12 protein-coding genes and 4 pseudogenes are annotated in these 14,046 nt (G+C 60.4%); 9 read left to right on the plus strand and 7 right to left on the minus strand.

The annotated features are described in order from the left end of the window. Positions 1–521: 521 nt before the first annotated feature. The 3 genes and pseudogenes from L2A60_RS18345 to L2A60_RS18355 all read left to right on the plus strand — a co-directional run. Positions 522–905, plus strand: a pseudogene (locus tag L2A60_RS18345) (IS5 family transposase); the annotation flags it as partial. Positions 906–1,379: 474 nt separating this feature from the next. Beyond that, on the plus strand, positions 1,380–2,702 hold the full coding sequence (ltrA, locus tag L2A60_RS18350; RefSeq protein WP_235705920.1) for a group II intron reverse transcriptase/maturase: 1,323 nt from the start codon (positions 1,380–1,382) through the stop codon (positions 2,700–2,702). Between the two features lie 97 nt (positions 2,703–2,799). Continuing rightward, positions 2,800–3,201 (plus strand): annotated as a pseudogene (locus tag L2A60_RS18355) (transposase); the annotation flags it as partial. Between the two features lie 23 nt (positions 3,202–3,224). Here the strand turns inward: L2A60_RS18355 and L2A60_RS18360 are convergent. After that, complete coding sequence (locus tag L2A60_RS18360; protein WP_235705924.1) at positions 3,225–3,404, minus strand: YodC family protein; 180 nt, start codon at positions 3,402–3,404, stop codon at positions 3,225–3,227. Between the two features lie 135 nt (positions 3,405–3,539). After that, the gene (locus tag L2A60_RS18365) at positions 3,540–4,073 is read right to left on the minus strand and encodes a hypothetical protein (RefSeq protein ID WP_235705926.1); all 534 of its coding nucleotides are present in this window, start codon (positions 4,071–4,073) and stop codon (positions 3,540–3,542) included. 242 nt (positions 4,074–4,315) lie between these two features. Between L2A60_RS18365 and L2A60_RS18370 the strand changes: the two are divergent. Together L2A60_RS18370 and L2A60_RS18375 are read left to right on the plus strand one after the other, a co-directional pair. Next, positions 4,316–4,828 (plus strand): annotated as a pseudogene (locus L2A60_RS18370) (ISAs1 family transposase); the annotation flags it as partial. 11 nt (positions 4,829–4,839) lie between these two features. Next, positions 4,840–5,076 (plus strand): annotated as a pseudogene (locus tag L2A60_RS18375) (prolipoprotein diacylglyceryl transferase family protein); the annotation flags it as partial. Between the two features lie 151 nt (positions 5,077–5,227). Here L2A60_RS18375 and L2A60_RS18380 read toward each other — a convergent pair. Further along, entirely contained in the window at positions 5,228–6,226 is a 999-nt protein-coding gene (locus L2A60_RS18380; protein WP_235705929.1) for a cysteine synthase A, read from the minus strand. Positions 6,227–6,568: 342 nt separating this feature from the next. Between L2A60_RS18380 and L2A60_RS18385 the strand changes: the two genes are divergently transcribed. The 4 genes from L2A60_RS18385 to L2A60_RS18400 all read left to right on the plus strand — a co-directional run bounded on the left by L2A60_RS18385 (position 6,569) and on the right by L2A60_RS18400 (position 10,756). Beyond that, a complete protein-coding gene (locus tag L2A60_RS18385) occupies positions 6,569–8,830 on the plus strand; it encodes a heavy metal translocating P-type ATPase (protein ID WP_235705930.1) in 2,262 nt (753 codons plus the stop codon). Between the two features lie 5 nt (positions 8,831–8,835). Then, the gene (gene cueR / locus L2A60_RS18390; RefSeq protein WP_235705931.1) at positions 8,836–9,303 is read left to right on the plus strand and encodes a Cu(I)-responsive transcriptional regulator; all 468 of its coding nucleotides are present in this window, start codon (positions 8,836–8,838) and stop codon (positions 9,301–9,303) included. Positions 9,304–9,550: 247 nt separating this feature from the next. Continuing rightward, complete coding sequence (locus L2A60_RS18395) at positions 9,551–10,114, plus strand: DsbE family thiol:disulfide interchange protein (RefSeq protein ID WP_013640718.1); 564 nt, start codon at positions 9,551–9,553, stop codon at positions 10,112–10,114. 45 nt (positions 10,115–10,159) lie between these two features. Continuing rightward, positions 10,160–10,756: a TlpA disulfide reductase family protein gene (locus tag L2A60_RS18400; RefSeq protein ID WP_235705932.1), complete on the plus strand. Its 597-nt coding sequence runs from the start codon at positions 10,160–10,162 to the stop codon at positions 10,754–10,756. A gap of 145 nt (positions 10,757–10,901) precedes the next feature. Here the strand turns inward: L2A60_RS18400 and L2A60_RS18405 are convergent, their stop codons facing one another. From L2A60_RS18405 to L2A60_RS18420, 4 genes are all read right to left on the minus strand, one after another. Beyond that, positions 10,902–11,156: a hypothetical protein gene (locus L2A60_RS18405; protein WP_235705933.1), complete on the minus strand. Its 255-nt coding sequence runs from the start codon at positions 11,154–11,156 to the stop codon at positions 10,902–10,904. A gap of 29 nt (positions 11,157–11,185) precedes the next feature. Beyond that, positions 11,186–12,304 (minus strand): cytochrome c oxidase assembly protein, encoded by a 1,119-nt coding sequence (locus tag L2A60_RS18410; protein WP_235705934.1) that lies wholly within the window; start codon positions 12,302–12,304, stop codon positions 11,186–11,188. Between the two features lie 280 nt (positions 12,305–12,584). Beyond that, positions 12,585–13,520 carry a copper resistance D family protein gene (locus L2A60_RS18415; RefSeq protein WP_235705935.1) on the minus strand — a complete coding sequence of 312 codons (936 nt, stop codon included), beginning with the start codon at positions 13,518–13,520 and terminating at the stop codon, positions 12,585–12,587. Next, the gene (locus tag L2A60_RS18420) at positions 13,517–13,885 is read right to left on the minus strand and encodes a copper resistance CopC family protein (protein ID WP_235705936.1); all 369 of its coding nucleotides are present in this window, start codon (positions 13,883–13,885) and stop codon (positions 13,517–13,519) included. The genes L2A60_RS18415 and L2A60_RS18420 overlap by 4 nt, the downstream gene beginning before the upstream one ends. Between the last annotated feature and the right edge of the window lie 161 nt (positions 13,886–14,046).

Raw genomic sequence — 14,046 nt, forward strand, 5'->3', positions numbered from 1 at the left:
TCAGCATGCGATAGAAGGGACAGGTCAGGAAGCTCGCTCACGCCTCCCGTCGAATCGTATCCGCCGTGGTCACGTCAATTCACAATCGATTCAACTGGCCGACGGACCAGGATGAGCAGATACATAGATTCAGACATCCCGCCGTTTCGCAAGATAAAAATCACGACTGTAATGAAACGCAATACCCGTCATCCCGCCCTCCTTTGTAAAAAGAGGCAAACCCTACCCGAGTTACCTCAGAGAGGGGCGGGCCATCCCATAATCACACCTCGCCCCGCCATCCAACCCGTCATTGCACCATCATTCCGAGACAGCCTCTGAGAGGCCGTTTCGGAATCAATGTGGAACGATCGTTATGAGGGGTTGGATGGCCGGACGAGACGTGATTCCAAGCAGGTGTTCGAAGCCTTGCTGGAGATCATTTCCTCATGTGGACCCCGACCCCCTCCACCGCTTTTCCACGTGCTCCGCACGCGGAACCTTGAGCGGGTTCCGCCCGTGCGCAGCATAGCCGCTCTGACCTGCGCTATGGAAGTGACCTGACAGATGCGGAATGGAAAATTCTCGAGCCGTTTTTGCCGTCGCCTTGCTCGCGCGGGCGCAAGCGCAGGTGGCCGATGCGTCGCATCGTCGAGGCGATCTTCTATGTGCTGCGCGCCGGTTGCGCGTGGCAGATGCTGCCGGATGGGTTTCCGCCGCTTTCGACGGTCTATCGCTGGTTCGCGCGGTTCCGCGATGACGGGACTTGGGAGCGGATCAATCATCATCTTGTCATGCACGATCGTGAGCGCACGGGGCGCGACGCCAGCCCCTCTGCCGCCGTGCTCGACAGCCAAAGCGTCAAGACGACCGAAAGCGGTGGCATACGGGGTTACGATGGCGGCAAGAGTGCGCCTCGAAGGCGTGCATCATCTATGGAGGAAGGTTCCATCCGGAAAGTTGTCGATTTGATCCGGAAGCTGACGAGCGGCTCTGTTGGGCAACCGACCGGGTCGAAGCCTCGTGACAAAGGCCGCCTTGGGTGGCCGAGCGATCCAACGGGCCGTAACGCGAGTGAAGTTCGAGCAGGCCTCGAAAGAGTCGATGCAGATGCCGACCCGCCTTTTGCTCGGGGAAGGCCGCGTAGACAGGGAAGCAATCGACACACGCACCTGTCTGATCTGCCGGGGTATTGGACACAGCACGTTGGAATGGTGATGCGGGTAATCGAGGGAGACCCGTCCAGGTCGGAGGTCGCGGCTTCAACACCGCTTCAGGGCGGTGGACCGGGCGGGTGTCGGACAGGGTCGTATGACCGTCGAAGCCGGGTAACGCCGGCTGAGGAAAGGACCCTGACTTCTGGTGTGCTTTCGACGTTGGCAAGGTGGGGGTGATTGGCGATGAGCCTGCAAACGCCCGATAAGATCAGGAGCCTTCAGAGAAAGCTGTATCGCAAGGCGAAGGAAGAGCCTGCCTTTCGCTTCTACATTCTCTACGACAAGGTCTGTCGCGAAGACATCCTGCGCCACGCCTATGCGCTGGCCCGCGCCAATGCGGGTGCGCCGGGGGTGGATGGGGTGACGTTCAAGCAGATCGAAGCGTCGGGCGTGGAAGCCTGGTTGGTGGGCTTGCGTGAGGACCTCGTCTCGAAGACCTACCGGCCTGATCCGGTGCGACGGGTAATGATCCCAAAGCCCGGCGGCGGTGAACGGCCGCTTGGCATCCCGACGATCCGGGACCGAGTGGTTCAGACCGCCGCCAAGATCGTGCTGGAACCGGTGTTTGAGGCGGACTTCGAGGATAGCGCTTACGGTTATCGGCCGCGTCGGAGCGCGATCGATGCCGTCAAGGAAACGCACCGGCTGTTGTGCCGGGGCCATACCGACATCGTCGACGCCGACTTGTCGAAGTATTTCGACACGATCCCGCACGCGGACCTCCTCCTATCGGTGGGCCGCCGCATCGTCGATCGGCACGTGCTGTGGCTGATCAAGCTGTGGCTACGGGCGCCGGTCGAGGAAAGGGATGGCGACGGGAAACGACACATGAGCGGCGGCAAGAGCAACACGCGCGGCACACCCCAAGGTGGGGTTGTTAGTCCGTTGCTCTCAGTCATCTACATGAACCGGTTCCTGAAGCATTGGCACCAGACGGGACGGGGCGAGGCATTTCGCGCGCACGTCGTCTCCTATGCCGACGACTTCGTCATCCTCAGCCGCGGTCACGCGGATGAGGCGCTGGCGTGGACGAAGGCGGTGATGACGAAACTCGGGCTGACGCTCAACGAGGTGAAAACCTCGGTGAAGGATGCTCGGCGCGAAGGCTTCGATTTCCTTGGCTACACCCTGGGACCGCGCCACCTGCCCAACGGAGGCCGCTGGTATCTGGGAGCAAGCCCGTCCAAGAAGAGTGTGCAGAGGGTCAAACAGAAGGTTGGCGAACTGCTTGTACCGGGCAACAAGGGCGCCTGGGATGAGGTGAGGGTACGATTGAACCGCGTCCTGCGCGGATGGTCGGCCTACTTCTCCTACGGCGCTCTCGCGTCTGCATACGAGGCCGTCGATCAGCATGTCTATGACCGGACGCGGCACTTCCTCCGACAACGACATAAAGTGCACGGGCATGGGACGGACCGGTTCTCTCGTGAGAATGTCTACGGGGAATTGGGCGTGCTGTGCCTTCGACGCGAGCGCGGACGGTCGTCGCCGTGGGCCTTGCGATGAAGCCAGTCGGAAAGCCGGATGCGGGAAATCCGCACGTCCGGTTTGATGAGCGGGGACGGGAAACGGGGCAATGCCACCGCGCCCGTCCTCGACTCTACAGATCAAAGGACGCAAGCGCAACGCCCTTGTGGACACCGACGGGCGGGCGCTCAAACTTCAAGTCGGCCCGGCCGACATCCAGGACCGCGACGGTGCCGTATCGCTGTTGCGAGCCTCCCGCGCGTCGTTCCCTTTTGTCGAGCGCGTGTTCGCCGATAGCGCGTATGCGGGTGAGCGTGTTGCCAACGCCACGCGCATCGCCGTCGAAATCGTCCGCAAGATCGATGGTCAAGTTGGGTTTCAAGTTCACAAGCGGCGGTGGGTGGTCGAACGGTTCTTCGCCTGGATCGGCCGGAACCGCCGCTTCTCCCGCGATGTCGAAAAACTCATATCGTCCGCAGAAGCCTTCCTATACGCCGCTTCAACCACCATCCTCCTGCGAAGGCTTGGACGTTGCTAATCAGATTCGAAATGGACTCTGAGCTATTCCTCCACGCGCTTTATCGACTCCGTGAAAAACCGTTCCTGGATCTTTTCCCCATCCGCGAACCACGAACAGGTTGCCATCTTCCCGTCCAGGACTTGCTCGTACTCATCGAACGTCATCACCGGTCCGCCCGACTTCAACATGACCTTGTCGCCTGGGTTCAATTCATCTTCCATCCGCTTATCTCACCTCTCTGGTGTGAAAGTGTCAACGGTCACGAACCGGCACGGCGCGGCCTCAATGTCGGCGATTCCTCGCGAGGCGCCTGCAAATCACCCCGGACGTGATCGCCGCGTCCTGGAAGGCAAACGTCAGTCAACGGTCGGCGGAAGATCGTCCACCGCTTCCTCTGGAGCTTCCATCTTCGGCGCATCGGTCGTGGGAGACGTCTTTTTAACCTTCACCGGCTTGGCCTTCGGCTTCTCGGCCTCTGCCACCTTCGCCGCCTTCCTCTCCGCCCTGTCGATCTTTGCCTTCAGGCTGTCCACTTCACCCTGGAGGGATCCAGCCCGCGCCACCGCTTCGGACGCTGCCGCGCGTTCCGCCTTGTTCTTCGTCCGGAGAGTGGCATTGACCTTCTGCAGGCGTTCAACCTCCGCCCGAAGTTCGGTGACCGACAACTTCGGCACTGTCGCTTTGGCCGATTTGATAGCAGGTTTCGCGGCCGCCTTGCTGGCCGGCGAAGCCTTTGCGGGAACGCTTTTGCGCGTTGCCGGGATCGCGGCCGCGCGCGCGGGCTTGACAGTCAGCGGGGTAGATTTCCTGTTCGTTGCGACTTTTGGTGTCGGCTTGCCGGTTGTCGGCGTGCGACGTGTCGTGGATCGAGTTTTTACTTTGGTGGCCATGGAGATTCCTTTCAGTCACGATGCTTGTAGATGCTATCGATGGCAATGTGAAGCATTGTCCTCCTGTCGGCAGGCGGAGAGGATCGGCCGAAGTGTCAGGTTGCGCTACGATCAGGTCGATGTAATTCATTTGGCATAAAGTGCAGGGGAATCGCATTTGGGTTTTCAGTGTGGACAAACGGGGTTGCGGGTCGGCGGCAGTTGGATTTCCAAGGGGTTGGATTCAGCTCTGAGGCCACCCGATGGAAGATTTTATCGCCTGCTTTGCCGAGGTCACCGATCCACGGCAGGACAATGGCCGCCACAATTTGCATGAGATCTTGATGATCGCGCTGTGCACCATGCTGTGCGGTGGCGAGGATTGCTCGGATATGCCGCTGTTTGGCCAGGCCAAGGAGCCCTTCCTTCGGCAATTTCTGACCCTCAAGCATGGCATTCCCAGCCATGACACCTTCAGCCGGGTTTTCCGGCTGCTCGATCCTGTTGCATTCACAGCCTGCTTCACCCGCTTCATGCAACGCTTCGCCGACACTCTCCAAGGCGTAGTGGCGATCGATGGCAAGACATTGCGGCGTTCCTTCGATCGGGCAGCGGGGCAGTCGCCGTTGCACATGCTGCATGCCTGGTCGGTTGGACAACGGCTGCTGTTGGGCCAGTTGGCGGTGGACGAGAAGTCCAATGAGATCGCCGCGGTGCCCAAACTTCTGAAATTACTGTCGTTGAAAGGCTGCATCATCACTGCCGATGCGCTGAATTTTATACGGTATCACGCAGCGAGCGGATACGCAGCCAACCCGGCTATCTCGCAGGGATATTCGTGATGGGCTACGGGATTGCGCGGACCACGGCGGAGTTTTTCCGCCAGCCAGACTGGTTTCTCGGCTACCTGATGTTCGGCTTGACTATGGGCCAATTGCTGTCGATTCCGATGATCGCGATCGGCGCGGTCATGATCTGGCGGGCGCGCCGTGCTGCCCGAACTCAGACAGCCCTAACAGCGTGATCCGGTCTGAAGGTCGCCGCCAGTCCAGATACAAGGCGAAGATTGGCCCCGCAGTGACGGTCATATCAATGTGAGGCACGGGCGGCATCATGGGGGAACGTCCTTTAACGTGGTGCTCCGATCATCAGTAGTACTACTGGTGGATAGCGAATCAAAGCCACGGAGGAACGGGGAGATTCTTGCCGCGGAGGAACTCAGGGTTGAACAATTTTGTCTGATAGCGCGCGCCGCCATCGCACAGGATCGTCACCACCGTGTGCCCGGGGCCGAGATCGCGGGCGACGCGGATCGCCGCGACGACGTTAATCCCCGCCGACCCACCGACCGAAATTCCCTCGTGGATCATGAGGTCGAACACCTGTTCCACTGCCTCGGCGTCGAGGATTCTCACCGCATCATCGATCGGTGCTCCTTCAAGATTGGCGGTGACGCGCGACTGGCCAATTCCCTCGGTGATCGATGAACCGCTCGGCGTGAGATCGCCGGATTTCAGCCACCCGTACAGCCCGCTGCCCTCCGGGTCCGCGAGCACGATCCGCACCTCCTGGCGCCGCGCCTTCAGGGCCATGCCAATGCCGGCCAGCGTCCCGCCGGTGCCGCAGGCGCAGGTGAACGCGTCGACGCGGCCGCCGGTTTGCGCCCAGATTTCGGTGCCGGTGGTCAGACGATGGCCTTCCCGGTTCGCGGTGTTGTCGAACTGGTTGGCCCAAAAACCATCGGTTTCCTCGGCAATCCGCCGCGAGACATGCACGTAATTGTCCGGATCACGGTAGGGTTTCGCGGGCACCAGCCGGAGATCGGCACCGATCATCCGCAGGAAGTCGATCTTTTCTCTGCTCTGGGTCTCCGGCATCACGACGACCGACCGGTAGCCGCGCGCATTGGCAACGAGGGTCAGCCCGATTCCGGTGTTGCCGGCAGTCCCCTCGACGATGGTGCCGCCCGGCCGCAGCGCGCCCGTCCGCTCCGCGTCCTCGATGATGGCGATGGCGGCACGGTCCTTCACCGAGCCCCCAGGATTCATGAATTCCGCCTTGCCGAGAATGTCGCAGCCGGTCGCCGCGGAGGCCCGCCTGAGCCGGATCAGCGGCGTGTTGCCGATCGCACCGACCAGCCCGTCGGCGATCGTGGTCTCGTTTACTGTATGCACTGCATTCCTCTTGTTCAGTTGGCGTATTTAAATCCGGTGTGTACCAGTCCTAACCTGCGGGACGTTCGCGGACGATGCCGGAGTAAGATATGTTCGAGGATGTGGCACGCAAACAAGTGTGGGGCTTCCAATATAGGAAGGGTCAAGACCTGTTCTTTCCGCCTGAAGAACCCGAGATTTCCCGCTGAGCTCCGGGCGGTGAGTTTAAGGCTTGACCTTCCTATTGTAGGAACCTGTAACCATGGATTTGGTACCGGTGACCAGATCCGGTGTCGATTCAGTTGAAAGATTCTTGCGATGCTTGAAACGGCTCTGCCCAGCCGCCATCCCAGCCGCCGCTAAATGGATGTCCTCGATCTCGGCATTGAGGGCATGACCTGCGCCTCCTGCGTGGGGCGAGTCGAAAAGGCGATCCGCAGACTGCCGGGCGTTGCCACCGTGGCGGTCAATCTCGGCACCGAACGGGTGCGGGTAACGGGTGCGGACGTCGATGCGTCGACATTGATCGCTGCCATCGAAAAGGCGGGCTATGGTGCGCACGCGATCCCGGAGGGTGGCGATGCGGATGCCGAAGCAGCGAAACGGCAAGAGACGCAGCGCGAACTGATTCATGCCGGCATCGCCGCCGCGTTGACTGCACCACTTCTCGTTGCAATGATCCTCCACGTTGCAGGGGTGAGCATAGCACTTCCAGGCTGGGTGGAGCTTGTCCTTGCTACTCCGGTGCAGTTCTGGCTCGGCGCGCGATTCTACCGCGCAGGCTGGACGGCAGTGCGGGCTCATACCGGCAACATGGACCTGCTGGTCGCGCTTGGCACTTCAGCGGCTTATCTTCTCAGCCTCTACATGCTCCTGAGATCCTGGACTTATGGCGGCACGCCGACGCTCTATTTCGATTCGTCCGCGATCGTCATTACGCTTATTCTGTTCGGCAAGTGGCTGGAGGCTCGCGCCAAGCGGCAGACTGGCGCAGCTCTGCGAGCACTGTCCGCGCTACGGCCAGAGCGCGCGCGGCTGCGTGCCACCGACGGTTCAGAGCGGGAGGTGTCGATTGACAGGGTCGCCGTGGGGAATCTTGTAGTGGTATGGCCAGGCGAGCGGATTCCCGTCGATGGCCTGATCCGTGAGGGTGAGAGTTCGGCCGACGAATCGATGCTGACGGGGGAAAGCTTGCCGGTGACCAAGTGTGTGGGTCACAAGGTCACTGGCGGCGCAATCAATGGCGACGGTCTCTTGCTCATCGAAACCACGGCGGTAGGCGCCGAATCAACGCTCGCGCGCATCGTCCGATTGGTGGAGAATGCGCAGGCGGCCAAGGCGCCGATCCAGAAGCAGGTCGATCGGGTTGCCGCCGTTTTCGTACCGGTCGTGCTCGTTATCGCCTGGATCGCTTTTGTGAGGTGGTGGCTCGTCACCGGCGATATCGAGCAGGCAATCTTGAGCGCAGTTGCTGTCCTCGTCATTGCTTGCCCGTGTTCCCTTGGCCTCGCTACCCCGACCGCAGTCATGGCGGGAACCGGGGTTGCGGCCCGATACGGAATCTTGATCAAGGATGCCGAAACGCTGGAGGAAGCACACGGCATTGACACCGTGGCCTTCGATAAGACCGGCACCTTGACCGAAGGCAACCCATCTATAATCGCTCTCGAGCCCGCCGACGGGCTCAACGGCTTCGAATTGCTGCGTCTCGCCGCAGCCGTACAGCATGGCAGCGAACATCCTCTCGCCAAGGCCGTGCCCACAAGGGCGGAAGCCGAAGGTGTACGGGCGCCTACGGCAACCGCTGTAAAAGCTCTGCCGGGTCGCGGCATTACCGCCATGGTCGAGGGCCGCAACCTCGTGCTCGGAAGCAGCCGGTTGCTGTCCGAGCACGGCATCGATGCCGACGCACTTGCCGGGCGTGCCGAAGCCCTGCAACGTGAGGGTCGCACTGTGTCCTGGTTGCTTGATGTTAGCACAACGACCCCGCGCGTCCTTGGCCTGATCGGCTTCGGCGACGCGCTGAAGCCGACGGCGCATGACGCCGTCGGCTCTCTGCGTGCCATGGGCTTGCGCGTCATAATGCTGACCGGGGACAACCAGGGCAGCGCCGACGCCGCAGCCCGAATTCTCGGTATCGACGAGGCGATTGCCGAGATCCTGCCCGAGCACAAAACGGATGTCGTGAATGAACTCCGGCGTGCCGGCCGCAAGGTTGCGATGGTCGGAGATGGCGTCAACGATGCACCGGCGCTTGCCGCCGCCCACGTCGGCATCGCCATGTCGACCGGCTCCGACGTCGCTATCCACACGGCGGGGATCACGCTGATGCGCGGCGATCCGGCCCTGGTGGCGGCCGCGCTTGATATATCACGCGCGACTTTCAGCAAGATTCGTCAGGGACTGTTCTGGGCATTCATCTACAATGTCGTTGGTCTTCCGCTTGCGGCGCTCGGTTATCTCAGCCCGGTGGTTGCTGGCGCCGCCATGGCGTTTTCGAGCGTCAGCGTCGTATCAAATGCGCTCCTGCTGCGCCGCTGGCACCCGAGAGGCAGCACGGTTTCGCGAATCACCGGTGCCTCGGCCCTCCCGCGAGGCCGTCTGATCGAGAAAGCAGCAGAATGACCTCTATGACGATCGGCGACGCCGCGAAAGCCTCCGGCGTTCCTGCCAAAATGATCCGTTACTACGAAAGCATCGGTCTTATCCCGAAAGCCGTTCGAAACGATAGTGGCTATCGCTACTACGCGATTACCGATGTCCACACGCTCCGCTTCATTCGCCGTGGCCGCGATCTCGGATTTTCGATCGACGCTATCATGCGGCTACTGGCCCTCTGGCGAGACCACCACCGTGCGAGTGCCGACGTCAAGCGGATTGCTCTCGACCACGCCGCCGCGTTGCGGAGCAAAATCGCGGATCTCGAGGCCATGCTAGGTCCGATTGAATATCTGGCCGATCATTGCCAAGGCGACCATCGGTCAGATTGTCCGATCATGGATGACCTCGCGGATCACGTCGCGCGCTCCGAGCATGAGGCACGAGAAACACGCCCCCGCCACACCAAAACCACCCAACGGCGCGGCGTTTCCACGTGACGCGTCAAGGATCAGCGTGGTTCTCCGCTTTTCCCGCCGTTTATCGGAGCGGGTACTCGATAGGGTGCGTCAATAGAACTTTAATGACAAAGCACGACTTTCGCGAATCGGTGATGACTGCCGCGACGATGGGAGCCTGCCCGATGAAGAACCGGAAACGTTTAATCATCCTTGGGAGATTGCCATGATTAGCCCGTTATCCCGTCGGACCCTGCCGACCCGTTCGGCAACGGTCTGAGGCGGTTTCATGGCGACATCACAAATCTCCCGCCGATTGATGCTCGGTATTCCGCTCGCCACCGTGGCGGTGGGCGGGATCGGGTTCTACGCGCTCTTGGAACGGATGCGCACCGGCACTTACAACCCGCAGGCGTTCAACAATCCGCTGGTCGGTCACAAAGTGCCTCCTTTCACTCTGCCGGGGGTCGATGGCAACAAAGGGTTCGACCAGGCTGCGCTGGTTGCCCAGAAGCGCCCGGTGCTGGTCAATTTCTTTGCGTCCTGGTGCGTCGCCTGTAAGGCGGAGGCGCCGTATCTCGTCGGCATCGCGAAATCGGGGCTGGATATCTGGGGCATCGCCTACCAGGACAAACCGAAACCGCTCGCACTGTATCTCGCAGAATACGGCAACCCGTATCGGCGGATTGCGTCCGATCTGAGCGGACGGGTCGCGATCAACTGGGGGGTCTATGGCGTGCCGGAAAGTTTCCTGGTCACTCCTGGTGGCATGGTGCGCTGGCATACTGCCGGGCCTCTGTTCCCAGAGATCATCGAAAATCAGCTTAAACCCGCCTTGCGCCTCTTGTCGTAAGTGCCGCGCCATGATGGGTAATGCCATGAAGAAAACGGCTCGGCCATGAAGCCGGTCTCGCGACGATCATTATTCGGCTTGGTAGGTATGCCGGCTGTCGGCTGGATGACGCCGAGTGCGCAGGCCGCCCAGAGCGCGCTACCTCCAGCGTTCTACAGCTACGATGGTCAGTACACTCAAATTGTCCCGGAACGGCCGGTGCCGACCAAGCCGATCGTGACCACCGGCGGCAGTACCATCGACTTCCAGCGCCTGCGCGGCAGCGTCGTTCTCGTCAATTTCTGGGCAACCTGGTGTGTACCCTGCGTCTATGAGATGCCGTTGCTGGATCGGCTACAAGCGAAACTGAAAGGGACGAAGGCCACGATCCTGCCGATTGCAGTCGATGACGGTGGCAAGGCCAATGTGGAAGCCTTCTACAAACAGCACGATCTGACTCATCTGAAGGTGATCGTCGACCCCGACCAACAGGTTGGTTATTTCTATGCCGCCAATCCGGGACGTGGGATTTTCCCGCTCTATGCTCTACCGATCACTTATGTCATCGATCCGGGCGGTTTGATTGTCGGATATATACCGGGTGCGGCGCCTTGGGATTCTCCGAGTGCAATGACTTTGATCTCTTATTTGGCGTCGCACTAACAAGCTTCGACAGAATGCTTCGACGTTGCTTTGGTCTGCTTGGTTGGGTCGATGCAGGATTTTCCAGGATTTTCCGGGAGTCCGGGACGGAGTCATCCCGCCGCGAGCAGTTCTGGTCACCTGATAAAGCTGTAGATCCAAGGACTTATTTCCCGTGTTCCGGCCCAAGGAGAAGCCATAGCCCGGCCAGGAAGCCCACGACATAAGCGCTCACGCCCGCGATGCCAAAATTCCAGCGGGGCGCCAAAATCACTATACCCATCGAGATGGCCATCAGAACCAAACCGGATCCGGCGCGACGGCCACGCGCAAGCGGGATGATACCGATCAGTCCCCCGAGGCCAAGCGCAAGAACGAATAGGTGGGTCAGAAGACCGGCCAGTTGGAACGAGTTCAACATCTATCGAGGAGCGGTTTCGATGGCTGAGATCACGGCTTATCAGACTGCGGTGACTTGGACGTCAATCTGACCTCGTGAGCAGACGGGCCATTAAGCGTCCTTGCTCTCATTTGACTAAAAGCCGCAGCGTCGGCTTGGTGGTTCGTCATGTGATCGTAAACGACGGCAGCGATCATGGTGCCGATCAACATGAAACCGACAAATCCGACCAATCCGAAAGCGAGGTTGCGGTTATTCCGCCGCTTCCCGACGTGGAATTCGCTGCCGCGCACCGGCTTGGCGCCGACAAGGGCGATGCGGCGACCGGCGGTGCGGTCTTCGTGGCTGGCAATTCGGTAGAGCGCGATCAGGGCACCGAGTGCGATCATTGTCGAACCGTCGATCCACATGGTCAGACCGCCGAAGCGCTCGTCGCCCAGCGCCGAAATATGCCAGAAAGGCGCCATACGCCCGTAGGCATCGTAGAGGACGACGGATTTGGCGCTGAGATAGAAACCGAACAGAATGAAGTTCATCTCGGCTACAAAGCACATCAGTATGCGAGCGAGCAGCGGCGCGCCGAGTGGGACTGACCGCGGATCAAGAAGACGGAAGAAAAAGATCAAGCCGCTTGCGAAGAGCGTGACGTGCCAGAGATCGTGGATCAACGGGACGCGCAACGAGGCATCGTGAATCCGCGGGATCATCCAGAAACCACTGGTTCCGACGAACACAAGGCTCGCCGGAATCGGCTGGCTGATTGTGGCGAAGGTGCGATGGAACCCCCTATTGCCCATGATACTCGGGACGAGCTTATGGCGCAAGCCACCCGGCATACCACGCAATAGGGCCGCTTGCGGGGCTGCCAGCATCAGAAGCATGGGTGCGATCATATCGAGCGTCATGTGCTCGACTTGGTGGACGGTAAGGAATTGATCGGAAAAACCCTCGATCGGCGATTGCAGGACCAAGAACAGCAGCAGGAGTGCCGCCGCGAAGAAAGCATCTCGTGGGTCAATCACCCGCCCGCCGCGGCGCCGACCGCGCACGTACCAGACCACGACACAGACCATGGGAATGATAATGATCGGCGTAAACTGCCAGACGAGCCAGGGTGTCGCTGCGAGCGCCGCCGCTCCATCCGGCAAGTAGGAGTCGATGACCTCCAATGTTACCCAGCCAAGGAGGGTAACGGCGAGCCAAATGAAGATTACCGGTCGGTTGCGAGTCATCGTGATCTTTCCACCACGTCAATCCCGCGTTTTGCCGGGGGTCGGATTACGCCCTCGCTTTCGAGATTTTTGCCGTGCTCCGTACCCGAGGTTACGATATCCGTTGCCCGGAAAGCAGCCATCCCCAATGGACGGCCACCGGCCAGCCGGTCGACGCTTGAGTGACAAGGCGTCAAGACAAGCGATGCGCTAGTGAGAACGTTACTCAACGAGTTTGCTAACCGGTCATATTCATTTTCGCGATGTCCATGGCGGGCGGAAGTTCCATCAGAATGCCTGCGAGCACGACGACGGTGAGGCCGATCGCAGTCTCGATCGCAATGGATTTGTATAGAAACTCCTTGGCGTGCTGACCGCTAGGCGTCGTAAGGCGGGACGTCTGCCATCGGTTCATCGCTGCGATCGCCAAGAGGATCAGGAATAATGCAAGTTTTCCGACCGCGACCAATCCATAGGCCGTGCCGGTCAAGGCGGGGATGCTGCCGATCAGATACCAGCCCTGAATCGCCGCCGTCACGGCGATGGTGATCACGCAGGCGATGCCCAGGCGGGAAAACCACGTCGCCGCGCGAAAGGCCGCTTCGGGCGTGACGGCTTTGACGACGATGAGAAGGGAAACCAGGCCGCCGAGCCACAGTCCCGCGGCGAGCAGATGCAGGATCAGGGTCGCGAGCAGCAGATGTCCCTCCGCCCCGCCCATGGCGGCACCGTGCCCAAGCCCGGCCTGCAACGCGACGGCGACGGCGGCAAAGCTTCCGGCCAACAGGACGCGACGGTTACTCTGTCCGTGGCCGAATACCAACACGGCACCAGCCATCAAGATCATCCGGATAATGAGAAGGTGACCAAAGTTCGTGTCGCGCAGCAACGGCAGAATGGCATCAAAACCAGAGGTGATCTGGTTTGATCCCGAGGCATAGATGGCTTCGCAGAGGAGCCAGATCAAACCAGCGATGACCACCACAGCGAAACTTGCACGTAGAAACTTGACGATTGCGTTCTGAGCGTTGCGTGCGGCCGATGATTTGTCACGCTGCAAGCCGGCCTGAGCAAATAGGCGATAACCTGCGGTGGTGCCGAGAATGGCGAGCGAAGCCGCGACATGAATGCCGCGAGCGACACCTCGAACGAGCAGATCGGTGGAGACGCTCACGGCGTCACTTGAAAACTGTAACGTCCGTGCGTTCGATGCCCGTCGGATGCGAGCGCATGCCAAAGAACAGTATAGCGCCCGGCTCGATTTGATCGACGCAGATGGATGACCAGTGTCTTGGGGTTGTTGCGTTCTAACGTCGCCTCGCCGTGACTGACTTGTTTGCCATTCGGTCCTTGGACCACGATACCGCTGAAATGCCGGTTGACGGTCTCGGTGAAGTTGATTGAGACCTCGCCGGGAAGCAGTTTCAGCACAGCACCCGACGGTGGCGTTTCGTGAGCAGGATAGGCATGGGCCATTGCCGATACCGGTACCGCAAGAAGAGCCGCGACGACGGGAGCTGACTTCAGGGATTTTCTCATATTACCTCGCTTTGCATATTGCCTTGACTTCCAGGATGGCTGGCGACGACCTCATCGGATCACCGGAACATCCTCGAAGGTGTGGTGCGGCGCGGGGGACGGCACGGTCCATTCCAGGGTCGTCGCCCCATCGCCCCAGTAATTGTCGGCCAGAGCCTGCT

Source organism: Acidiphilium iwatense (assembly GCF_021556475.1).
Lineage (GTDB): Bacteria > Pseudomonadota > Alphaproteobacteria > Acetobacterales > Acetobacteraceae > Acidiphilium > Acidiphilium iwatense.

Bases quoted from the DNA above. Each gene is read 5' to 3' on its own strand.
- ltrA (WP_235705920.1), top strand. From the start codon at position 1,380: ATGAGCCTGCAAACGCCCGATAAGATCAGGAGCCTTCAGAGAAAGCTG.
- L2A60_RS18360 (WP_235705924.1), bottom strand. From the start codon at position 3,404: ATGGAAGATGAATTGAACCCAGGCGACAAGGTCATGTTGAAGTCGGGC.
- L2A60_RS18365 (WP_235705926.1), bottom strand. From the start codon at position 4,073: ATGGCCACCAAAGTAAAAACTCGATCCACGACACGTCGCACGCCGACA.
- L2A60_RS18385 (WP_235705930.1), top strand. From the start codon at position 6,569: ATGGATGTCCTCGATCTCGGCATTGAGGGCATGACCTGCGCCTCCTGC.
- cueR (WP_235705931.1), top strand. From the start codon at position 8,836: ATGACGATCGGCGACGCCGCGAAAGCCTCCGGCGTTCCTGCCAAAATG.
- L2A60_RS18395 (WP_013640718.1), top strand. From the start codon at position 9,551: ATGGCGACATCACAAATCTCCCGCCGATTGATGCTCGGTATTCCGCTC.
- L2A60_RS18400 (WP_235705932.1), top strand. From the start codon at position 10,160: ATGAAGCCGGTCTCGCGACGATCATTATTCGGCTTGGTAGGTATGCCG.
- L2A60_RS18405 (WP_235705933.1), bottom strand. From the start codon at position 11,156: ATGTTGAACTCGTTCCAACTGGCCGGTCTTCTGACCCACCTATTCGTT.
- L2A60_RS18420 (WP_235705936.1), bottom strand. From the start codon at position 13,885: ATGAGAAAATCCCTGAAGTCAGCTCCCGTCGTCGCGGCTCTTCTTGCG.